The 20,950-nt window shown below is 40.6% G+C and carries 24 protein-coding genes and 1 other annotated feature; all 24 genes read right to left on the bottom strand.

What is annotated here, in order from left to right; genetic code table 11:
- Positions 1–106 precede the first annotated feature (106 nt).
- Positions 107–652 carry a hypothetical protein gene (locus HB912_RS08020; protein WP_185373602.1) on the bottom strand — a complete coding sequence of 182 codons (546 nt, stop codon included), beginning with the start codon at positions 650–652 and terminating at the stop codon, positions 107–109.
- Positions 649–1,296, bottom strand: a complete 648-nt coding sequence (locus HB912_RS08025; RefSeq protein ID WP_185373604.1) for an ATP-binding cassette domain-containing protein — start codon at positions 1,294–1,296, stop codon at positions 649–651. Before HB912_RS08025 ends, HB912_RS08020 begins: the two co-directional genes overlap by 4 nt.
- 4 nt (positions 1,297–1,300) lie before the next feature.
- Entirely contained in the window at positions 1,301–2,065 is a 765-nt protein-coding gene (locus tag HB912_RS08030) for a hypothetical protein (protein WP_185373606.1), read from the bottom strand.
- Positions 2,066–2,080: 15 nt separating this feature from the next.
- Entirely contained in the window at positions 2,081–2,740 is a 660-nt protein-coding gene (locus HB912_RS08035; protein ID WP_185373608.1) for a hypothetical protein, read from the bottom strand.
- A 19-nt stretch (positions 2,741–2,759) separates the two neighbouring features.
- Positions 2,760–3,557 carry a hypothetical protein gene (locus HB912_RS08040; protein WP_185373610.1) on the bottom strand — a complete coding sequence of 266 codons (798 nt, stop codon included), beginning with the start codon at positions 3,555–3,557 and terminating at the stop codon, positions 2,760–2,762.
- A gap of 73 nt (positions 3,558–3,630) precedes the next feature.
- Positions 3,631–4,062: a DUF2712 domain-containing protein gene (locus tag HB912_RS08045; RefSeq protein WP_185373612.1), complete on the bottom strand. Its 432-nt coding sequence runs from the start codon at positions 4,060–4,062 to the stop codon at positions 3,631–3,633.
- Between the two features lie 172 nt (positions 4,063–4,234).
- Entirely contained in the window at positions 4,235–4,768 is a 534-nt protein-coding gene (nusG, locus tag HB912_RS08050; RefSeq protein WP_036070118.1) for a transcription termination/antitermination protein NusG, read from the bottom strand.
- Positions 4,769–4,914: 146 nt separating this feature from the next.
- Complete coding sequence (gene secE, locus HB912_RS08055) at positions 4,915–5,094, bottom strand: preprotein translocase subunit SecE (RefSeq protein ID WP_036070117.1); 180 nt, start codon at positions 5,092–5,094, stop codon at positions 4,915–4,917.
- Between the two features lie 22 nt (positions 5,095–5,116).
- Positions 5,117–5,266, bottom strand: coding sequence for a 50S ribosomal protein L33 (gene rpmG, locus HB912_RS08060; RefSeq protein ID WP_077913506.1), 150 nt, complete (start codon positions 5,264–5,266; stop codon positions 5,117–5,119).
- A 130-nt stretch (positions 5,267–5,396) separates the two neighbouring features.
- On the bottom strand, positions 5,397–6,014 hold the full coding sequence (locus HB912_RS08065) for an RNA polymerase factor sigma-70 (protein ID WP_185373614.1): 618 nt from the start codon (positions 6,012–6,014) through the stop codon (positions 5,397–5,399).
- Positions 6,015–6,089: 75 nt separating this feature from the next.
- A complete protein-coding gene (locus tag HB912_RS08070) occupies positions 6,090–6,602 on the bottom strand; it encodes an NYN domain-containing protein (RefSeq protein WP_185373809.1) in 513 nt (170 codons plus the stop codon).
- Between the two features lie 3 nt (positions 6,603–6,605).
- Positions 6,606–7,355, bottom strand: a complete 750-nt coding sequence (gene rlmB / locus HB912_RS08075) for a 23S rRNA (guanosine(2251)-2'-O)-methyltransferase RlmB (protein WP_036070114.1) — start codon at positions 7,353–7,355, stop codon at positions 6,606–6,608.
- Positions 7,342–7,758 (bottom strand): Mini-ribonuclease 3, encoded by a 417-nt coding sequence (locus tag HB912_RS08080; RefSeq protein ID WP_185373616.1) that lies wholly within the window; start codon positions 7,756–7,758, stop codon positions 7,342–7,344. Before HB912_RS08080 ends, rlmB begins: the two co-directional genes overlap by 14 nt.
- A gap of 3 nt (positions 7,759–7,761) precedes the next feature.
- Entirely contained in the window at positions 7,762–9,177 is a 1,416-nt protein-coding gene (gene cysS / locus HB912_RS08085) for a cysteine--tRNA ligase (RefSeq protein ID WP_185373618.1), read from the bottom strand.
- Positions 9,174–9,800, bottom strand: a complete 627-nt coding sequence (gene epsC / locus HB912_RS08090; protein ID WP_036070106.1) for a serine O-acetyltransferase EpsC — start codon at positions 9,798–9,800, stop codon at positions 9,174–9,176. The genes cysS and epsC overlap by 4 nt, the downstream gene beginning before the upstream one ends.
- An 80-nt stretch (positions 9,801–9,880) precedes the next feature.
- Positions 9,881–10,091, bottom strand: a binding site (T-box leader).
- 95 nt (positions 10,092–10,186) lie between these two features.
- A complete protein-coding gene (lysS, locus tag HB912_RS08095; protein WP_185373620.1) occupies positions 10,187–11,680 on the bottom strand; it encodes a lysine--tRNA ligase in 1,494 nt (497 codons plus the stop codon).
- Between the two features lie 126 nt (positions 11,681–11,806).
- Complete coding sequence (dusB, locus tag HB912_RS08100) at positions 11,807–12,802, bottom strand: tRNA dihydrouridine synthase DusB (RefSeq protein WP_185373621.1); 996 nt, start codon at positions 12,800–12,802, stop codon at positions 11,807–11,809.
- An 85-nt stretch (positions 12,803–12,887) separates the two neighbouring features.
- On the bottom strand, positions 12,888–13,367 hold the full coding sequence (gene folK, locus HB912_RS08105; RefSeq protein ID WP_185373623.1) for a 2-amino-4-hydroxy-6-hydroxymethyldihydropteridine diphosphokinase: 480 nt from the start codon (positions 13,365–13,367) through the stop codon (positions 12,888–12,890).
- Entirely contained in the window at positions 13,367–13,732 is a 366-nt protein-coding gene (folB, locus tag HB912_RS08110; protein ID WP_185373625.1) for a dihydroneopterin aldolase, read from the bottom strand. Before folB ends, folK begins: the two co-directional genes overlap by 1 nt.
- A gap of 5 nt (positions 13,733–13,737) precedes the next feature.
- Positions 13,738–14,562, bottom strand: a complete 825-nt coding sequence (folP, locus tag HB912_RS08115; RefSeq protein WP_185373627.1) for a dihydropteroate synthase — start codon at positions 14,560–14,562, stop codon at positions 13,738–13,740.
- 1,174 nt (positions 14,563–15,736) lie between these two features.
- Positions 15,737–16,660, bottom strand: coding sequence for a cysteine synthase A (cysK, locus tag HB912_RS08120; protein ID WP_185373629.1), 924 nt, complete (start codon positions 16,658–16,660; stop codon positions 15,737–15,739).
- A 120-nt stretch (positions 16,661–16,780) separates the two neighbouring features.
- Positions 16,781–17,665: an Hsp33 family molecular chaperone HslO gene (gene hslO / locus HB912_RS08125; RefSeq protein WP_185373631.1), complete on the bottom strand. Its 885-nt coding sequence runs from the start codon at positions 17,663–17,665 to the stop codon at positions 16,781–16,783.
- 15 nt (positions 17,666–17,680) lie between these two features.
- Complete coding sequence (locus HB912_RS08130; RefSeq protein ID WP_185373633.1) at positions 17,681–18,448, bottom strand: type III pantothenate kinase; 768 nt, start codon at positions 18,446–18,448, stop codon at positions 17,681–17,683.
- Between the two features lie 118 nt (positions 18,449–18,566).
- Positions 18,567–20,681, bottom strand: a complete 2,115-nt coding sequence (ftsH, locus tag HB912_RS08135) for an ATP-dependent zinc metalloprotease FtsH (protein WP_185373635.1) — start codon at positions 20,679–20,681, stop codon at positions 18,567–18,569.
- Positions 20,682–20,950 lie beyond the last annotated feature (269 nt).

Below are 20,950 nucleotides of genomic sequence, written 5' to 3' on the forward strand. Positions count from 1 at the left end.
AGTCCGTGCTGTGGTTATGATGGGGATTGAGATTTCCCCTCCCACGACAAAAAGTACGCAAAAACGTACTTTTACATGATACCATTATTCAAGCATGATAGCAAGGTTAGTTTTGAAATTTATATTTATCGGCTCCTCGTTTATGACGCTCCACAAAATATAATTGATATTTCTTTAAGACATCTGCTGTATAGTAGCCCTCGCCCTTTTTATCGATTGGAATTTCAATCAACATCTCGCCACTTGTCTTTTCTCCAGGTTGAAGAACCCACTTTATTCCCTGGTTTACTTTAAGTTTTTTCGAAGCAAACGGATCTACCTCCCATTTTCTTCCGCCACTCACAATAACTAAATTGTCAATTGCAACCTTCTGTTTCACTAGACTATCCGTTTTTTTATTTTCAGCTTGAAACGGAACGAAATAGCGTAAAACTTCATCTCCATAGCTCTTGCTATAGACCTTCTCTACTCTTGGCTCACCAACTCGGTACGTCAATTTGTCCATAGCCACCTCACGATTAAACTGACAAGTCCTTTCACTAATTTCATATCCAGATGCATTCAAGTACATGTACCGAAGAGCACTCGCAGAAATAAAAATACCCACAAAAAGAATAAATAAGCACCAAAAAATCACCTTTCTTTTCATCATGCCTCACCTGCGCTTAAACAGCCATTTTTCATACTAAAAGTCACATCTGCCAATCCTTGCAAGAACAACGAGTCATGGCTTGCAATAATCAAAGTCGCTCCTTGCCTACGCAATTCTAAAAAAAGGCGCTTCATTTCCTTGATCCCCACTTCATCAATTGCATTCGTCGGCTCATCAAGCAAAATAACTTCGGGTCTAAAAATAATCGCTTGTGCAATTCCAAGACGCTGTTTCATTCCCAATGAATATTTGCTAAATTTTCGTTTATCATAAGGATCCAACCCCACAGCTTTTAACGTTTCTATGATTTCTTCATCAATCTCGTTTTTCTTTCTATTCAAAAGCGCCAATAATTCTAAATTTTTATAACCTGTAAATTCATTCAAAAAACCCGGATGCTCAATCAAAATACCCATTTCTCTAGCAAAATCCCCGTTTGTAAGTTGCTTCACTTGATCAATTTTGATTTCACCTTGCACTTTGATGAGCCCCGCAATAGCACGCAGTAGCATTGTTTTTCCCGAACCATTCTCACCGCGAATGCCAATAATTTGATTCTTTCCAAAATCCACTGAAACATGATCCAACACCATTTTTCCTTTTATGCTTTTACTAACTTCCCTAAGTTCAATACAAGTTTCCATCCGTTCACTCCTCACTCTTTGCTGTTAAAATATCTATTCTGTCAATGCCAATAAGCCCCATGATGAGGATTATCCCAAGCAAACAAATTCCATAAATAACCGTGATTGAATCTGAGATAGCAAAACGCGTAAACTCTGAATGTCGAATCCACATGAAATGCCCTGTCGGGAAAATAAGATTCGTGCTCCGAAGTCCGCTACAGACTAATATCATCGTAAACATAATCCCCGTAATTTCTCTTACAAACAACAACAAGAGCGAAAAAATCAAACAGCTTATGGTCATGCCGAGCCACAAAAAAGCAAGCACAAAAATAATTCCTTCTAGAGAAAAATCATCTAGCCCCATAAAATAGCCAAATCCTGCAATAATTCCTAGATATCCCAGACAAATCCCACAATTCATCAAGACAAGAACTACACATTTACTTAGCCAGTAAATTTTTCGAGAAGACTTTGCAAGAATATGACTGGCTCCGCCAAATAAATCTGCTCGCACAAAATCAAAAGAGATCACAACAGGAAGTACAAGCATGAAAAACCACGTATATGGGAAGAGAAGTGCATGATCTCGAATAGCTTCTACCGTCACTCCGCTAGCCATCACAGCAAACAAATCGCCAATACTCGCTTGCTGTTCATCGTGAAAGCCTTGCATTTCTTTTAAAATAATCCCAGCCAGAACAATTCCTGCAACTAAAAGCCGTTTCCAACTTCGAGCGAAAAGCAAGTGTCCATCACGTTGTATTAATAAAAAAAGTTGACTCAAAGAGACTCCTCCCACTTAGTAAAAACTTTTCTGTTTGATGATCCCCTCGAGCAATACAAGCACTAAAATACTTAACCCAACAAAATAAATCGCATTCAAAGTCGCATCTTGCCAAAACAAAGGGGATTCACCATCCCAAAAAGCCTTAGAAACAATAAAAGTTCGATTAAAATACACATCAATTGTTTGATCGACAAATGGAATCGCCACTAAAACTATCATCGAAAAAATAAAATACTTCGTAACAAGTACAAGAATTACAAAACTGATACCCATAAAGAATAAAAAACTAAGCAAGGTAAAAGTAACTTTAAAAAGCAGTGAAAAAAACAAAGATGACGCTCCATATTTTATTGCGACCACAGCGAAAACGATAAAGGCATAACAAAAAACATAAAGAAGGGTAGTAAAAATTACTCGCCTTAATAATTCTCCAAATACTTGCTTCCTTCCACCACAAGCAAATATTCGATTTAACTCTAGTGAGTTCCCTGTAAAGATGTACAGCAAAATCAAGAATGAAGGTAGTATCAATTTTTCATAAGCTCCATCCCCAAAGTTTCCAACAACAAGCAAGGTACTTTCGTTTTTCGTTTCCATTACTGTTTTAACGATCGCTGCACTCGCAACAATCCAAACTCCTAGAAACAGCCATTTTTTCTCCACTAAATCCATCCAGATAACTCGTAGAAACTTATTTGACCACATACTTTTTTACCCCGATAACATAGAGCACACTTGCCAGCAAAGCACCCGATCCCCAAACGACCAACATGATTTCAAAGGACAAGATCGGTGTTGAAATTTGCCTCGAAAATACCGTTGGAAAATAGGAAATACTATCATTCAAATCAATTGGAATCAAATAAGTCCAAATATAATCAATGATAAAAGCTGAAAGGAAAATCAAAAAGCTAGATTTAACAAAAAAGCTAACGGAAAGCGCAATTGCGGCATACATCCCAGCAGACAAAAATGCAATCCCAACATAAAGCAAGATATGTAAAAATGGATGGGCATAATAAAGCGCTGGAAATAAAGTGGTTGAAAACATCTGGGGAACGGCTTCACTTGTTGTCACTAACAAATCCGGTGGGTGATTCGGCAGCAACATGAAGCAGCCATAAATATTGAGTAGTAGAGGAAAAACAAAACTTAAACCTGCAAATAAAAAATTATAACCATATAAATTTATAAAATATTTTTTTCGCAAATTTTTCGTGTAAATGTGAGCGAAAAAGCCATTTTTCTTATCAACTGCATAAATATCCGCCGCTGCCATCGCCGAAATAATCGGCATAAGCATAAATAGCAATTGCGGAACCTCTGAACCCGTAAAACTTTCAATCCATCTAGTGTATGGTGAGCCACCATATAAACGGTTTGGAAAAACATCTGCAATCAAATAAAACAAAGACAAGAGCGTTCCGATAAGCAATGCAATTTGAAAAGACCTTTTGTGCAAAATTCTTTGAATAAAATAATGATGCATATCTGTGTATGTTCACTCCTTTGCTGCAAGCCTATATAAATTCGCGGCTCATTTTCAACCGATCGAGCGTATATCATCTTCTCGAATCAGGGCTCCAAACACCTTCTACATTATTCGTTTGTCTCGGGTCAGCACCTGTCTTAATTGCTGCACTCGTTCTTCCTTCTTCTCGAACATAGTTTGTCATTCGCTTTATTCCTCTGATATGCGCGTTATAGTAGTTTCCGCCAGAACAATTTTTACTTGTCCATCCGTTACCACCAAGAACCCACGCAGGCACCCTATTTTTCTTATTTTTCACATAATTAACTTTCATATATACAGCTGACGTATTATTCTTCTTTCGAAACCCCGTTTGATTATAATCCGCAGATTTAGCAGATGGTCTCAAAAGCAAGTCAAATGTTGTATCCTTCGTATTTCCAGCGGCGTAGACATTTATCAGACCCATACTTCCCGCTATCAAAACCATTCCAAAACTAACTGCTACTATTCTTTTTAACATGTTGAAACTCCTCCTTGATGTCATTTTAGTCACGTTTCAGTGTAGCATAGCAACATGGCTTTTAGAATACGTGTATGAAAAAAAAGGAAGTGCGCTCGCTAATTGTTCACAAATTCGTTGCATTTAAAAGTCACATAAAAAAACAGCCCGCTTGCGCGAACTGTTTTATAAGTTAAATTTTTTCAACTTGGTCAAAGTCAACTTCAACTGGCGTTTCCCGCCCGAACATGTTAACCATAACTTTGGCTTTACCTTTATCAAAGTCCATTTCGTCCACTTTACCAGAGTAATCCGCAAATGGCCCTTCTTTAACCATAACTGTTTCACCAATTTCAAAATCAGCTTCTGCAGCTTTGTCGACCATTCCCATACTTTTCAGGATTCGGTCTGCTTCATCTGGAAGAAGCGGTGTTGGTTTTGATCCTGATCCTGCTGAACCAACAAAGCCAGTTACGCCTGGCGTGTTCCGTACGACGTACCAAGAATCATCCGTCATCACAATTTCAACTAGCACATAACCAGGAAAAGTTTTCCGTTTGATTGTTTTTGTTTTGCCATTTTTAACTTCTGTTTCTTCTTCTTCAGGGACGATTACACGGAAAATTTTATCCGACATGCCCATTGATTCTACACGTTTTTCAAGATTTGCTTTCACCTTGTTTTCATAACCGGAATAAGTGTGAACCACATACCAATTTTTTTCCATCACATTTTTTGACAGCCTGTGCTGCCTTCCTCCTTCAAAATTAATCATTTATCTTCAGACTCATTTTTCTCAAAACAAAAAACCCGTATCAATCGGGTTTTAGCTCAAGTAGTATTATAGCACTCTTTTTTTAAAAATCCTAGCTTTTACATAAGAAGTTGAATCAATTGTTCAATTCCAAAATCTAAGACCATGAAGAAGACAGCAAAAAGAATAACTGTGATTACTACAGTTACTGTATATTTCACCATTTCTTGACGCGTCGGCCATGTTACTTTGCTCATTTCAGACGCTACATTTTTAAAGAATCTCGTAATTGCGGACATGCTTGATAAACCTCCAATACCTCTATTTCGTTTCTCGATGTAAAGTGTGTTTATTACAGTGCCGGCAAAACTTCTTCACTTCTAATCGAACCTGCTTATTTGATCCACTGGCACTTACTGTGTAATTTCTTGAGCCACACTCGCTACATGCAAGTGAAGTTTTCTTTTTCATTGACTTCTTTCAACTCCGATACTATTCACTCCGTGGTGTTTCAAAGAAGACTATTCACCTTTATAAATATATCACTAGTCGACCCCAAACGTCAAACCCAATTCTGTGAATATTTTGTTACAGTTTTTACTCAAGAAAGTTCCTGCCCCATTTTTCTTTTAATGCGCTGCAGGGCATTATCAATCGATTTTTCCTTCACATCAAAGCTCTCAGCCATTTCTTGATAGCTTCTTCCTTCTAAATACTGCTGCAAAACTTTTTTTTCAAATGGGCTAGTAACTTGTTCTAATTTTTTGACTGCCCCAGTCAAATCTTCATTTTTTATCAAAAAATCTTCCGGAGTTTCAGCTTGTTTTTCTGAAATCACATCTAATAACGTCCAGTCCACCGATTCTTCATCCGAAGTAAGTGGCGTATCCAGCGAAATTGACTGATTGAGCGGCATATTCTTCTTTCTTAGCGAGCGCTTCACAGCCGAAAGCAATTGTCTATTAATACACATTTCCGCAAATGACTTGAACGAGGCTTCCTTTTCCGGATCAAAATCGCGAATCGCTTTAAAAAGACCAATCATAGCTTCTTGAATCAAATCATCCCGTTCGGCTCCTTGCAAAAAATATTGCGTAGCCTTCCAGTAAATAACCGGCTGGTATTTCGAAAAGAAATATTCAAGCGCATCCGCATCCCCTTCTCGAGCAAGTTCAAGCAAATCGAGTTCATTACGTTCTTCTTTTTTTTCACGCTTCACTATCGGCTAAACTCCTTTTCAAGAAGATTTTTAAGTTGCCTTATTATAACGAACCAGAACTTCTGCCGTCAACGACTATTTTTCGCCTCTTCGCCAATTTTCTAACTGCTCAATCACTTCAGAATCCAAGTTTAGTTTCGATTTAGGCTTTTCTTCTTGGATACTTTTAATTTTCTTATCAATATCACGACCCATTTCTTGAATTTCAAACAAAAGTTCTCGCGAAGAAATCCGAAGTGCCCCCTGACCAAAAATAGCCCATTGTTCCGCATAATCACTCGTCGCAACCATGATCTGTGTCTTAGCATTTTTCCATTCTACCGCTTTACGTTCAATATATTCATCCGCGGTTTCATCTTCCTTCGTGAAAATCACATCCACATTATTTTGACGAAGCTTTCTTTTAATACCCCGAACATACTGGGCATCAAACACAACGACAACCTTGTAACCCGAATAACTTTGATATTCAGCCATCCATTCAACAAGTGTATTCCTAGCTGATTCAAGATCATGATCCTTTAAACGGCTTAAATTCGGCCAGGCACCTATGACATTATAGCCATCAACAAGCAATATCCGCTTCATCATTTAGCTCTCCAACGGATTTCGCTTGCGATAAACTTCATACATCAAAAGACTTGCAGCAACTGAAGCATTGAGTGAGGTTACTTGTCCTACCATCGGCAAATGAATAAGAAAATCACATTTCTCACGAACTAATCGGCTCATCCCTTTTCCTTCACTACCGATCACAAGCGCTAGCGCGAGTTCCGCATCCATTGTGCGATAATCACTGCTACAAGACGCATCCGTCCCAAAAATCCATAGTCCACGCTTTTGCAACTCTTCCATTGTTTGCGAAATATTCGTCACTCGCACAACCGGAATATATTCAATGGCTCCTGTCGATGCTTTAGCAACCGTTTGCGTCAAACTAACCGAACGTCTTTTAGGAATGATAATGCCATGCGCGCCAACAGCATCCGCCGTCCGCATAATTGAGCCTAAGTTGTGCGGATCTTCCAGTTCATCCAAAATAATAAAAAATGGCTGCTCTCCTTTTTCTTCGGCACGCTTAAATAAATCATCTAGCTCATAGTAATGATAAGCAGCCACTTGTGCCGCAACCCCTTGATGAGCACCTTCTGCAACCTTATCAATTTTGACTTTTGGCACAAACCGTACATCGATCTTCCGGTCCTTCGCAAGACGAATCACTTGTTGCATAACACCTTTGTTCGAGCCTTCTGCAACTAAAATTTGTTGAATTTCCCGTCCTGAGCGTAATGCCTCGAGAACCGGATTTCGCCCACCAATCCAATCTTCATTTTTTGCCATCCAGATTCTCCTCCTCAATCGTTTGCACTGCCAAAATCAGCCATTCGTTCAGCCGCTTTTCTTCCTCACCTAAATACAGGTAGCCAATAACCGCTTCAAAAGCCGTCGATAAATTATAAGTCGCAAGATCCGTATTTTTCGGAACCGAATGTGACTTTGCATTTCGACCACGCCGGTAGATCGCTTCCTCTTCTTCTGTCAAAAAGCCACTTTCCAAAAGTCGATTTAAAACTTTCGCTTGCCCTTTTGCAGAAACGTATTTAGTCGCCGTCTTATGGAGCTGATTAGGTTTCGTTTTCCCCGACACAAGCAAGTGCTCACGAATAAATTTTTCATAAACCGCATCGCCCATATATGCGAGCGTTAAGCCATTTAACTGTTTATAATCTTTAACTCCAGGCATCGCTTAACCCCGTTTCCAGCGCGTGCCATGCGCCGTATCTTCTAAGATGATATTCTTTTCTTTCAGCAAATCACGAATTTCGTCTGCACGTGCAAAGTTGCGTTCATTTCGCGCTTGAAGCCGTTCCTCAATCAGCTCATCGATCTCTGCATCTTCTAGCCCCGAAACAGCTACTTGCTCCAATTTAATACCCAAGACATTAGCAAAAAGCTGTAACATACTCAAGAACTCACGGAGAACCGTTACCGAAACTTTGTCCTGCGCTAAATAAATATTAGAACGCTTTGCGAGTTCATAGAAAGCCGTAATCGCATTCGCCGTATTAAAATCATCATCCATTTCCGCTTCAAATTGTTGCTTCAATTCAGTAAGCTGTTCAAGCCATTCATCTTGATGTTCCAATTCAAAGTGGTCCTCTTCAACCGTTTCAAGACGATATTTCAAATTTTGATACGCCGTTTGCAGGCGCTCTAAACCATTAGCAGCATCATTGAGCGTCGCATCACTAAGCGATATCGGCCGACGATATTGCACAGAAAGCATGAAAAAGCGAATCACATTTGGATCAATTTCTTCGAGAAGATCATGTAAGGTGATAAAATTGCCAAGTGACTTCGACATTTTCTCGCCATCAATATTTAAAAACCCATTATGCATCCAGTAATTAGCAAATGTATGCCCTGTTAAAGATTCCGATTGCGCAATTTCATCTTCATGATGAGGAAAAATCAAATCTTGTCCACCCGCATGAATATCAATCATATCCCCTAAATATTTCTTGGCAAGCGTAGAGCACTCAATGTGCCAACCAGGCCGCCCGTTTCCAAAAGGACTTTCCCAATAAATTTCACCAGGCTTTGCTTTTTTCCAAAGCGTAAAATCTAATTGCTCTTCTTTCAGCTCATTGGTTTCAACTCGCGCGCCGTGGCGCAAATCTTCAATCGGCTGATGGGAAAGCTTACCATAATCGGCAAATTTTCGCGTCCTGTAATAAACATCTCCACCTGATTCATAAGCAAAGCCTTTATCGATCAGCGCAGAAATAAATTCAATAATTTCATCCATATTTTCTGTAACACGCGGATTCACAGTTGCCTTCGCGACATTCAAACGATCAACATCATCAAAATACGCACCAATAAACTTATCCGCAACTTCAGGTACCGTGAGTTTCAATTCTTCCGCAGCCCTGATCAATTTATCATCCACATCCGTAAAATTCGAAACAAAGTTAACATTATAACCGCGGTAAGTCAAATAGCGACGCACCGTATCAAAAACAATGATCGGACGAGCATTGCCAATATGAATGTAGTTATAAACCGTTGGACCACAAACATACATTCTCACTTTTCCATCTTCAATAGGCTTAAAAGTTTCCTTCTCTCGCGTGAGCGTATTATAAATCTGCAAAGTCATTTATCCATCGACTCCTTTTTCTCCTCATATTGAGCTAGTTTCTTTTCTAAAACTTCAATTCGTTCATATAAACCTTCTAAATCCGGTTCAGCATGTGCCACAGATTTGCCATTAATCCTAACAACCTTGGCTGGAATCCCAACTACCGTCGCATAAGGTGGAACATCTTTCAAAACCACAGCTCCCGCACCAATTTTTGATTCCTCACCAATCGTCACGGGACCAAGCACTTTCACACCAGCCGAGATCAACGCGCCATTTTTCACTGTTGGATGGCGTTTTCCCGTATGTTTTCCGGTTCCACCAAGCGTTACCCCATGAAATAGCACTACATCCGTTCCAAGCTCGACCGTTTCCCCGATCACAACCCCAGCACCATGATCAATAAATAAACGCCGACCAAGTTCTGCACCTGGATGAATTTCGATATTCGTTAAAAATCGAGCAACTTGCGAAATAATTTTTGAAAAAAGTATGAGTTTGCGCTTGTAGAAAAAATGAGCCAATCGATACGCCCAAATAGCGTGGACACCCGCATTTGTAAAAAATGCATCCACATAATTTCGCGTAGCTGGGTCATTTTTCATGATCGCACGCAAATCCTCCTTAACTTTCCATACCATGCCGTTTCCTCCTAGATCCCTCTTTTGCAGACTCCCCATCAAACGAACATTTATTCAAAACAAAAAGACGCCTCTATAAAAACAGAGACGCCTTGCGCGGTTCCACTCTGATTGAGCTTAAAAAGCCCCACCTCATCACTAGTTTTAACGACCTGCGCCGTCTTGCGATACTTCATTTCCCGCAAGAACTCCAGGATGCATTTCCAAAGTCGTTTCACTAAGTCCTTCCCAGCTCACCGGACTCTCTCTTTAAGTTTCCCGCTTTGTACTTCTTCCCATCTACGTTTTCGTTCATTTGAATATCTCTATTATAACAGCATAATTTAGAAGCGCAAGCACACCATCTTTAGGCTACACTAAACACTTCTAAATCCAGTCATCCCAGTTTAATCGCGATGCTTCATCGTTGGGAAAAGCAATACATCACGGATTGAAGGAGCGTCTGTAAGAAGCATGATCAAACGGTCCATTCCAATTCCAAGACCACCAGTTGGCGGAAGTCCTTGCTCAAGAGCAATCAGGAAGTCTTCGTCCATTTCATGCGCTTCATCGTTCCCTTGTTCTCGCTCAACCATTTGAGCTTCAAAACGTTTTCTTTGATCAATTGGATCATTTAATTCCGAGAATGCATTCGCATGTTCACGTCCCACAATGAAAAGTTCGAACCGATCCGTAAATCTGCCATCTTCTTTGTTTTGTTTCGCAAGCGGCGAAATCTCAATCGGATGTCCATAAACAAAAGTCGGCTGAATCAATTTTTCTTCAACAAACGTTTCAAAGAATTCATTTAAAATGTGGCCGTAAGTCATATGCTCTGTAATTTCCACATGATGTTCTTTCGCAAGCGCACGCGCTTCCTCAGTCGTAACATTCCAGAAGTCAATCCCAGTATATTCCTTCACTGCATCGACCATATGGACTCTTCTCCATTTTGGCGCAAGATTCACTTCATACTCGCCATAAGTAATCGTTGTTCCTCCAGTTACTTTTTCAGCAACATAAGAAACTAAACCTTCCACAAGATTCATGATATCTTCAAAATCTTCATAAGCCGCATAAGATTCAAGCATTGTAAATTCAGGATTGTGACGCGTCGAAATCCCTTCATTCCGGAAAACTCGACCAATTTCATATACTTTATCCATGCCGCCCACAATCAAACGTTTCAAGTGAAGCTCAAGTGCGATACGTAAATATAAATCCATATCCAGCGCATTATGATGCGTAATAAACGGTTTAGCAGCGGCTCCACCTGCTACAGTGTGCAGTACTGGCGTTTCGACTTCTAAGTACCCATGATCATCCAAGTAATCACGTGTATATTTTAAAATCTGACTGCGCATAACAAAACGCTTTTGACTTTCTTCATTCGTAATCAAATCCAAATAACGTTGTCTATAGCGCTGCTCCACATCTTTCAAACCATGATATTTATCTGGAAGCGGACGAAGTGCTTTCGTAAGCATCATAAAATTCGTTGCTTTCACCGAAAGTTCTCCTGTGTTCGTTCGGAATACTGTTCCCTTAACTCCAATAATATCCCCTAAATCGGCTTGTTTAAAAATCGCATATTCCTCTTCACCAATATTATCTTTACGAATATAAATTTGAATTTGGTGGAAGCGATCTTGGATATGCGTAAAACCAACCTTCCCTTTCACACGTTTGGTCATGATTCGTCCCGCAACGGATACTTCAATATCTGCTTCTTCCAATTCTTCCTTTGATTTATCTTTGTATTTTTCTTCTAATTCTTCTGGACTTGCTGTACGGTCAAATTTTCCGCCAAAAGGATCGACGCCTTCAGCACGCAGTGTATCCACTTTTTCACGGCGAACAATCAGCTGGTCGTTTAATTCTTCGTGATTTTCGTGACTCATGTCATGACACTCCTATTCTTTTCAATATCTACAGATGTATCCATTATACGCTTAAACCCCCTCTTTTTTCTAGCCTAAAACGAAAAAAAGTTGTCTAAATTAAAAATTAGACAACTTTTTCATGTATCAAGATTGTTTAGATAACGTTTTTTGTTCATATTGAGCAACAAAATCACGCAGAATTTTTTCCATCTCTGCTTTTTCACTCGCTTGGTTGACGGCTACTTTCGCCCGTGTACTTCCACGAGCACCTTTCAAATAATAAGCCGCATGTTGCCTGAATTCTCGAACCGCAATATTTTCACCTTTTAGCGCAACAAGACGATCTAAATGAAGTAAAGCCGTTTCAATTTTTTCACGTGGTTCCGGTTCAGGAAGAAGTTCACCCGTTTCTAAGTATTTCACCGTCCGGTAAATCATCCACGGATTTCCAAGCGCCGCACGTCCAATCATAACACCGTCAACACCCGTTTCTTCAAGCATCCGCTTGGCATCTTCAGGTGTTTTCACATCCCCATTTCCAATGAACGGAATCTTAACAGCTTGTTTAACATCACGAAGAATATCCCAGTTTGCTTTCCCTTCATACATTTGCACACGCGTTCTACCATGCATGGCAACCGCAGAAGCACCTGCACTTTCAGCAGCCAAAGCGTTCTCAACCGCGAAGACATGTTCATCGTCCCAGCCAATTCGCATTTTCACTGTTACCGGTTTATCTACCGCTTCCACAACCGCTTTCACCATGTCATGCACTTTATTTGGATCAAGTAACCACTTAGCTCCAGCTTCACACTTAATAATTTTATTCACTGGACAGCCCATATTAATATCTATAATATCTGCAGTTGTATTTTCAGCAACGAATTTCGCCGCTTCAACAAGCGTTTCCTTTTCTCCGCCAAAAATTTGCAAACTAAGCGGCTTTTCACGCTCATCTATATAAAGCATATCAATCGTTTTCTTGTTGCGATAAGCAATCCCTTTGTCACTGATCATTTCACAGCAAACAAGTCCTGCTCCAAATCCCTTTACCGTCAGCCTAAACGCAGAGTTCGAAATGCCGGCCATCGGTGCAACAACCACGCGATTCTTAATCTCCACATCACCAATTTGAAACATTTAAAAACCCCTTCCTTTTCAAAAAAGTTCCTTATTCTTGCGCTAGTGATATGTTAACACAGATTCAAAGATTCGCAAGCCATTTTTACTGTTCAATTCGAAAATCTGTCTTCAAAACCGTTTGCCCAGCGATCAAATCATCTTGCCAGTATTCAGCCGCAACCGGTTCGGCAATTTCTTGCAAAGGGATCATCACAAAAGCACGCTCCTTCATATAAGGGTGCGGAATTTTAAGTTTCTCCGTATCCATCTCAACATTCTCATAAAGTAAAAGATCAATATCAATCAAACGCGGACCCCACTTAAATAAGCGAACACGCCCCAGCTCAAGTTCAATCGCAAGACAGCGCTGAAGCAGTTCATCCGGCGAGAGACTTGTCTCAATTTCAAGCGCAATATTAAAAAAAATATCTTGATCTTCATAGCCAACCGGATCCGTCTGATAAACACTTGAAACCCGCACAACAGAAATCCCATCTGACGCATTCAGCATTTGCACAGCATCCGTCAAATTTTGCAAGCGATCTCCTAAGTTCGTCCCAAGCGAAAGATAAGCCGTCTTCATTAAAGACCACGCTCCCGGTCAATTTCTACCGCAACCGAGTGATAATGTCCAGGAATCGGCGGATTCGGCTTCACCACTTTGACAGTTACCCGAAAAAGAAGTGGATACCCCGCCAAAACTTCTGACGCAATTGTCTCCGCTACCGCTTCAATCAACTTAAACCGTTTCCCTTCAACAACCGCCCTCACCGTCTCATACACATCCGCATAGCTCACTGTATCTTCCACGCTATCCGTTTCCCCTGCCTTCCGCGTTGATAGATGCAGGACAAGCGAAATTTGGAATGTCTGTCCCAACTTATTCTCCTCTGGCAAAACACCATGATAGCCATAAAAACTTAGTTCATTCATATAAATTTTATCCAATGTCTTCATCCCTTCTCTTCATCCAAGACCACTTTCCCAGTGATCGCATCCGTCATTTTGACCATCCGAGCAATCTGCAACACATCATGCACACGTACAATTGAGCAACCTTTTGTAATCCCATAAACTACCGTGGCTCCCGTACCTTCCACTCGCTGATCCGCTGGGAGATCCAGTACCCAACCAATCGTACCTTTCCGACTTGTTCCAAGCAATACTTCATAGCCTAAGTCCACAAGTTCATCCACACGGCGCAAAACCTCAAGATTTTGATTTTTAGTTTTCACAAAGCCAAAACCAGGATCAAGGATAATGTGCTCATCTGGCACACCTGCCGCTTTACAAATCTGTATACTTTCTAGTAAGTCTTCCTTCACATTTTCCATAAAATTTGTATACGCTTGATCTTTACGATTGTGCATCAAACAAATGGGAATTTGATATTTAGCCGCCACATCAGCTATCTGGGGATCAAATTTCGCCCCCCACTGATCGTTCAAGAAATCCGCTCCAGCAAGCACAGCTTCCTCCGCCACATCGCTTCGCCAAGTATCAACGGAAATCCAAATATCTGGAAGTGCAGCTCGCACAGCTCGTACGACCGGCAAAAGACGCTCTCTTTCCTCTTCTTTAGAAACAGCCTCATGACCTGGCCTCGTTGAAATCGCACCAATATCAATAATTTCAGCGCCATAAGTTGCCATTTGGATGGCATGTTCGACTGCTTTTTCAAGCTCTATGTATCTTCCTCCATCAGAAAACGAATCAGGAGTCACATTTAAAATACCCATTACCATACTTGGATGATCTTTCGTCCATAACTTTTTCATTCCGTTCACCTCATCGTTATTATAGCAAAAATCCAGCCACTTTACGCTAGTTTTACAAAAAAAAGAAAGCGTTTTAATTAGAGGAGCGCATCAAAATATTGATAGCAAATTGGAGCCCTTAGAAAGGCACATTTCTCACTTCCTGTGGAATTTTTTGACACAAAAAAACCGATGCGGAAAAGAGAGTGAACCGCACCGGTCAAAAAGGGAGTTTTGGGATTTTCATTCTTTTGGGAGAAAGAAAATGAAAAAGTTGTTTGTTGTTAGCTTATAGATATATTCTAACCAGTCTAGAATAAAACTAGCTGGGAATTTTATGATAATTCACTAAGAAATAGAAAAGCTTTCCTTCATTTTTTGTACATAAAAACCGATGTGGAAAAAGGGAGTAAAACCACATCGGTCAAAAAAGGGAGTTTTGGGATTTCATTCTTTTGGGAGAAAGAAAATGAAAAAGTTTTGCTTGTTGTTAGCTTATAAATACATCTTAACGAATCAAAAAGAAATTCTGCTTGGAGTTCTATGAAAGTTCACTAAGAATCAAAAAAACTTTCTTTCATTTTAAACATAAAAAAGTCGATGTGGAAAAAAGGGAGTAAAAACCACATCGACCAAAAGAGAAGTTTGGGTAATCATTCTCTGGGGTGGAGAATGAAAAAGTTTTACTTGTTGCTAACTTACAAATATAGTTTAATTCACTTCGAATAAAAAGAGCTTGGAATTCTATAATAAATTCCTAAGAAATCCAGAAAAATACTCTCATTATTTTTAGGCATATAAAAACCGATGTGGAGAAAGGGAGTAAACCACATCGGTCAAAAAGGGAGTTTGGGTTTTCATTCAAAAAAGGAAAGAATGAAAAAGTTGTTTGTTGTTAGCTTATGTATAGATCATATCGTTTTAAAAATAAAATTCGCTTTGTATTTCATGAAAATTTACTAAGAAAAGAGGAAACTTTTCCTCATCCATTCTTTTTGTACATAAAAAACCAATGTGGAAAAAGGGAGTAAACCACATTGGTCAAAAGGGAGTTTTGGGATTTTCATTCAAAAAAGGGAAAGAATGAAAATTGCTTGTTGTTAGCTTATAAACATATATTACCTAACAAAAAAGTGTTCTTGCTGTGGAAATCATTAAAATTCACTAAGAAAATTATTTACTTTTTCTTATTTAGCTAGTCAAAGTCATAAAGTGGTGTGCTTAAATAGCGTTCCCCATTACTTGCGACAACAGCCAGCACTTTTTTCCCTTCTCCAAGCTCTTTTGCTAAATCTAGTGCAGCTCTGATAGTTGCTCCCGATGAAATACCGGCAAGAATTCCTTCCTGCTTCGCTACTTCACGTGCTGTTTTAATCGCATCCTCACTTGAAATTTTAAGTATACCATCATAGACTTTCGTATCTAAAGTATCTGGAACAAATCCCGCTCCAATTCCTTGAATTTTATGTGGAGACGGTTCGCCGCCACTCAAAACAGGCGATTCTTCTGGTTCAAGTGCATAAATTTTAACATCAGGATAATTTTTCTTAAGCACGTGTCCGACACCAGTGACCGTTCCACCAGTTCCAACACCCGCAATAAAAGCATCGAGACCATCTTTGCCAAACGCTTCTACGATCTCAGGTCCAGTTGTTTCTTCGTGAACCTTTGGATTAGCAGGATTATGGAATTGTTGCGGTATAAAATAGCCATTTTCTTTCGCTAGTTCATCTGCTTTAGCAATCGCACCTTTCATTCCTTCTGCCCCAGGCGTTAAAACAAGTTCTGCTCCATAAGCTTGCAGCAGTTTACGGCGTTCCAAACTCATCGTATCGGGCATTACAAAAATTGCCTTGTACCCTTTAGCAGCCGCTACCATCGCTAGTCCAATCCCTGTATTTCCACTAGTTGGCTCGATAATTGTATCCCCCGGTTTAATGACACCTTCTTTTTCTGCTTCCTCAAGCATCGCATTGGCAATCCGGTCCTTCACGCTTCCACCCGGATTTTGAAATTCCAGTTTCACATAAACATCCGCACTTCCCACATCAGGTAGACGGTTCAGCTTAACTATCGGTGTTTTTCCAATTAAATCCGTTATTGAGTTTACAATTTTCATTTACCTCGCTCCTCACATTCATTTCTATTCTTACTTTATCTAATTCCGAGCTTTTTTGTCAAATTTAAAGTTTCCCACTAAAAAAGCTGTTCAAATAAACTGAACAGCTTTCAACATCCATTATTTTGCTTCTTGATAAATTTCTTCAAGATCACTTTCCGAAAACTCATAGTGCCGTCTGCAGAAGTGGCATTCCGTATCTGCACCGTGATCTTCTGTAATCATCGCACGAATTTCGTCTTTACCAAGCGATTGAATCGCCGTCTTAAAGCGCTCTTTCGAACAGTTACACTCAAACTTCACAGGCAGTTTTTCAAGAATCTGCGCGTTTTCCTTCCCACCTGCTAGACGTGCGATAATGTCTTCCGGCGTTTCACCACTGTCAATCATGCGAGAAACCGTGGGACAACTTGCCAAATTACGTTCAATTTCCTCAATGATTGCCTCATCAGCACCTGGAAGTAGTTGAACCATAAAGCCACCAGCTGCACGAATGCTCGTATCCGGATTAACAAGTACACCAACACCCACTGACGAATTTATTTGCTCCGAATTCGCGAGATAGTAAGTGAAATCTTCACCAATCTCACCAGAAACGATTGGAACTTGCCCTGTAAAGTTTTCACCAAACCCAAGATCTTTCACCACAGAAAGAGTGCCTTCCGTTCCAACACCACGCCTAACATCAAGCTTGTGGGCGCTATTTAATTCTTCAAAGTTAACATGCGGATTCATCACATAGCCACGAATCGTTCCTTCCGTGTCCCCATCCGCTATAATCGTCCCAATTGGGCCATTTCCTTCAACCTTCGTCGTAATCTTTTGATTTTCCTTTTGCATCGCACCCAAAAATAGAGTCGAAGTCATCGTCCGACCCAGTGCGGCTGAAGCGACCGGCCAAGTATCATGCCGCTCCTGCGCTTCACGAATCGTTTCTGTCGTCACCGCCGCATAAATTCGAACATATCCATTATAAGCCAAAGCTTTTACTAAATAATCACTCATATATTTCTTATCTCCTTAAGATTTATTTCGCTGATAAAGCAAGTTCAACCCTTTTAGTGTAAGGAAGGGATCTACTACATCAACTAGTTCAGACTTCTCGGTAATAAACCGCGCAAGCCCTCCAGTTGCAACTACCGTTGGTTTCGAATCCGTTTCACGCATCATTTCTCGAATGATACCTTCACACTGCCCGATAAAACCATAAAAAATTCCCGCTTCCATCGCACTAACCGTTGACTTTCCTATCACATGTTCCGGTTCCGTGATATCAACACGTGGCAGCTTCGCCGTTTTCGTATAAAGTGCCTCCGTTGAGATCATAATCCCCGGTGCAATTACCCCGCCGCGGTACATGCCTTTTTCATCAATATAGCAAAACGTGGTCGCTGTTCCAAAATCCACAACAATGGCCGGTTTCCCGTATTCATGAATCGCCGCAACAGCATTCACAATCCGGTCAGCTCCCACTTCACGCGGATTATCTACTTTTAAATTGAGTCCCGTCTTAATCCCAGGCCCAACAACAAGTGGCTCGATCTCAAAATAGCGGCGACACATCGTCGTGATTGCATGCATGACAGGTGGCACCACCGAACAAATAGTGATGGCATGCACATCAGCCGGTTTAATCCTAGCTTGCTGAAAGAAGCCCAAAACTAGCATCCCAAGCTCATCTGCCGTTCTCGCTTTATCCGTCGCCATCCGAAATGTCTGCACCAGCTTATCTTCCTGGTAAATGCCAAGCGTACAATTTGTGTTTCCAACATCAATCACTAAAATCATGAATCGTCCTACTTTCTCTAGAGATCTCTCGTATCATATCACTAAGCGAATCCAACTGTCGATTAATCTGTTTGGTTTAAAAAGGACTAAGCCGATTTCTCGGCCTAGTCCTTCACAATCATTCGTTATCTTTCTTGCTATCTTTGCTGTCATCCTCAGTTGGAGTTTGATCAGCATCCGAATTCGTTTCTTCCTGAATTTCCTTATCCTCTGCTTCGAATTTTTCAGTTGCTTCTTCGCGGTCAGCCTTATCTTCCGCGCTCGCATCTTCTTTCTCTTCCACAAACGATTTCGCATCTTCAGTTTCAGTTTTTTCTTCCCTTTCAGAAGGATACTCATCCTTATCTTCCTTATCTAGATCTGGAGGCATAACACCGTCATCAAACAAGGAACGAATTTGGCGAGCATCAAGCGTTTCAACTTCAAGCAAGGTTTCTGCAATCAATTTATGCTGCGCTTGATGTTCTAGAATAATATTTTTAGCACGGTCATAGCAGTAACGAATAATGCTTTGAACTTCCGTGTCAATCTCATAAGCGATCTTATCTGAGAAATCTTGTCCATTTCCAAAATCGCGTCCCATAAAGACTTGCCCATTTCCAGAAGTAAACTGAAGCGGGCCAATCTTATCACTCATGCCCCATTCCGTCACCATCCGGCGGGCAATTTCAGTCGCACGTTCAAAATCATTACTTGCGCCTGTTGTTACTTCACCAAATGTAACTTCTTCAGCAACGCGACCACCAAGTAGTCCTGTAATCCGGTCAAGAAGTTCTGGTTTACTCATCAAGAAACGATCTTCCTTAGGAAGCATGACGGCATAACCACCAGCTTGTCCACGTGGAACAATAGTAACCTTGTGAACCGTCTCCGCTTCATCTAGAACCATCCCAACGATTGTATGCCCACTTTCGTGATAAGCCACAACACGCCGTTCTTTTGGTGAGATGACACGGTTTTTCTTCGCTGGCCCGGCAATTACTCGGTCAGTCGCTTCATCAATATCACTCATATCTACTTGCTTCTTATCTGACCGAGCAGCCACAAGTGCGGCTTCGTTCAGTAAGTTTTCAAGATCGGCACCTGAGAATCCAGGAGTCCGTTGTGCAATAGCTTTCAAATCAACACTCTTCGCAAGAGGTTTGTTCCTTGCGTGAACACGAAGGACAGCTTCACGTCCTTTAACATCTGGACGGTCGACCATAATTTGACGGTCAAAACGTCCTGGACGAAGAAGAGCTGGGTCAAGCACATCGGCACGGTTTGTCGCTGCAATGATGATGATCCCTTCATTACCACTGAAACCATCCATTTCAACAAGAAGTTGGTTTAGCGTTTGTTCACGTTCATCGTGTCCTCCGCCCATTCCAGCTCCACGCTGACGACCAACTGCATCAATTTCATCAATGAAAATGATACATGGCGCATTTTTCTTCGCATTTTCAAATAAGTCACGGACACGGCTTGCACCGACCCCGACAAACATTTCAACAAAGTCAGAACCACTAATTGAGAAGAATGGTACTCCAGCTTCTCCTGCAACAGCACGAGCTAGGAGTGTTTTACCAGTTCCTGGCGGTCCAACAAGGAGCACTCCTTTTGGAATGCGCGCACCAAGATCAGAAAACTTACGTGGATCTTTTAAGAATTCCACAACTTCAACAAGTTCTTGTTTTTCTTCATCGGCACCTGCTACATCTGTGAAGCGCACTTTCTTCTTATCATCATTGTAAAGTTTGGCTTTACTTTTCCCAAAGCTCATCACTTTACCGCCGCCACCGCCTTGCGATTGGCTCATCAAGAAGAAGAAGAGAATGATGATAATTAGGAACGGAATGATAGAAGAGAAGAAGGTTACCCAGCCACTATTTTGTTTAGCGGGAACGACTTCCATTTTCGTTTTATTGTCATCCGCAGCCGTTTGAATTTCTTTTAACAAGGAATCACTATTAATGGCATACGTTGTAAAAGCTGAATCACTTTTATTTTGTCCTAATCCAGAAGATTTCTCTTTTGAATTATCCGAGGATTTGAAATCCCCTTCAATGGTATAAACGCTTCGATCGGGTTGAATCGTAAATGATTTGACATCCCCATCTTGTAACTTCGTCATAAATTCGTTATAGCTGATATCTTTCGCAGCCTCTTTATTGGTATTAAAGGAAGCAACAATCCCGATAATCACGAGAAAAATTATGACATAAAATATCGCATTTCTAAAAAATCTGTTCATTCCTTACCTCCTCCCACGCAAGAGCCTGGACTAATCGTTTCACAATTTTTTCAAAGGAGCGGCCTTTATAGTACCTTTCCCTAGATTTTCCGAAAAACACATCCGAGTTTGTAACCTCTTACGAAGATTCATGAATTAATATTTTTTAAACTTACAAATAAGTATGTTAACTGAAAAACTATGACTAATCATAGCACAACGAAATCGCCTTGCCTACTATTTTGCACGGTTTTTTAGGCAATTTCTTTCACATGTAAATCAACCTTCTT

The organism is Listeria aquatica, from assembly GCF_014223975.1.
In the GTDB taxonomy this organism is placed as follows: domain Bacteria; phylum Bacillota; class Bacilli; order Lactobacillales; family Listeriaceae; genus Listeria; species Listeria aquatica.

What these genes read in the sequence shown, in the direction of transcription:
- HB912_RS08020 (WP_185373602.1), bottom strand. Translation starts at nt 652, where the DNA reads ATGATGAAAAGAAAGGTGATTTTTTGGTGCTTATTTATTCTTTTTGTG.
- HB912_RS08025 (WP_185373604.1), bottom strand. Translation starts at nt 1,296, where the DNA reads ATGGAAACTTGTATTGAACTTAGGGAAGTTAGTAAAAGCATAAAAGGA.
- HB912_RS08035 (WP_185373608.1), bottom strand. Translation starts at nt 2,740, where the DNA reads ATGGATTTAGTGGAGAAAAAATGGCTGTTTCTAGGAGTTTGGATTGTT.
- HB912_RS08040 (WP_185373610.1), bottom strand. Translation starts at nt 3,557, where the DNA reads ATGCATCATTATTTTATTCAAAGAATTTTGCACAAAAGGTCTTTTCAA.
- HB912_RS08045 (WP_185373612.1), bottom strand. Translation starts at nt 4,062, where the DNA reads ATGTTAAAAAGAATAGTAGCAGTTAGTTTTGGAATGGTTTTGATAGCG.
- nusG (WP_036070118.1), bottom strand. Translation starts at nt 4,768, where the DNA reads ATGGAAAAAAATTGGTATGTGGTTCACACTTATTCCGGTTATGAAAAC.
- secE (WP_036070117.1), bottom strand. Translation starts at nt 5,094, where the DNA reads ATGTCCGCAATTACGAGATTCTTTAAAAATGTAGCGTCTGAAATGAGC.
- rpmG (WP_077913506.1), bottom strand. Translation starts at nt 5,266, where the DNA reads ATGAAAAAGAAAACTTCACTTGCATGTAGCGAGTGTGGCTCAAGAAAT.
- HB912_RS08070 (WP_185373809.1), bottom strand. Translation starts at nt 6,602, where the DNA reads ATGAAGCGGATATTGCTTGTTGATGGCTATAATGTCATAGGTGCCTGG.
- rlmB (WP_036070114.1), bottom strand. Translation starts at nt 7,355, where the DNA reads ATGGCAAAAAATGAAGATTGGATTGGTGGGCGAAATCCGGTTCTCGAG.
- HB912_RS08080 (WP_185373616.1), bottom strand. Translation starts at nt 7,758, where the DNA reads ATGCCTGGAGTTAAAGATTATAAACAGTTAAATGGCTTAACGCTCGCA.
- cysS (WP_185373618.1), bottom strand. Translation starts at nt 9,177, where the DNA reads ATGACTTTGCAGATTTATAATACGCTCACGCGAGAGAAGGAAACTTTT.
- epsC (WP_036070106.1), bottom strand. Translation starts at nt 9,800, where the DNA reads ATGGTATGGAAAGTTAAGGAGGATTTGCGTGCGATCATGAAAAATGAC.
- lysS (WP_185373620.1), bottom strand. Translation starts at nt 11,680, where the DNA reads ATGAGTCACGAAAATCACGAAGAATTAAACGACCAGCTGATTGTTCGC.
- dusB (WP_185373621.1), bottom strand. Translation starts at nt 12,802, where the DNA reads ATGTTTCAAATTGGTGATGTGGAGATTAAGAATCGCGTGGTTGTTGCA.
- folK (WP_185373623.1), bottom strand. Translation starts at nt 13,367, where the DNA reads ATGAAGACGGCTTATCTTTCGCTTGGGACGAACTTAGGAGATCGCTTG.
- folP (WP_185373627.1), bottom strand. Translation starts at nt 14,562, where the DNA reads ATGAAAAAGTTATGGACGAAAGATCATCCAAGTATGGTAATGGGTATT.
- cysK (WP_185373629.1), bottom strand. Translation starts at nt 16,660, where the DNA reads ATGAAAATTGTAAACTCAATAACGGATTTAATTGGAAAAACACCGATA.
- hslO (WP_185373631.1), bottom strand. Translation starts at nt 17,665, where the DNA reads ATGAGTGATTATTTAGTAAAAGCTTTGGCTTATAATGGATATGTTCGA.
- HB912_RS08130 (WP_185373633.1), bottom strand. Translation starts at nt 18,448, where the DNA reads ATGATTTTAGTGATTGATGTTGGAAACACAAATTGTACGCTTGGCATT.
- ftsH (WP_185373635.1), bottom strand. Translation starts at nt 20,681, where the DNA reads ATGAACAGATTTTTTAGAAATGCGATATTTTATGTCATAATTTTTCTC.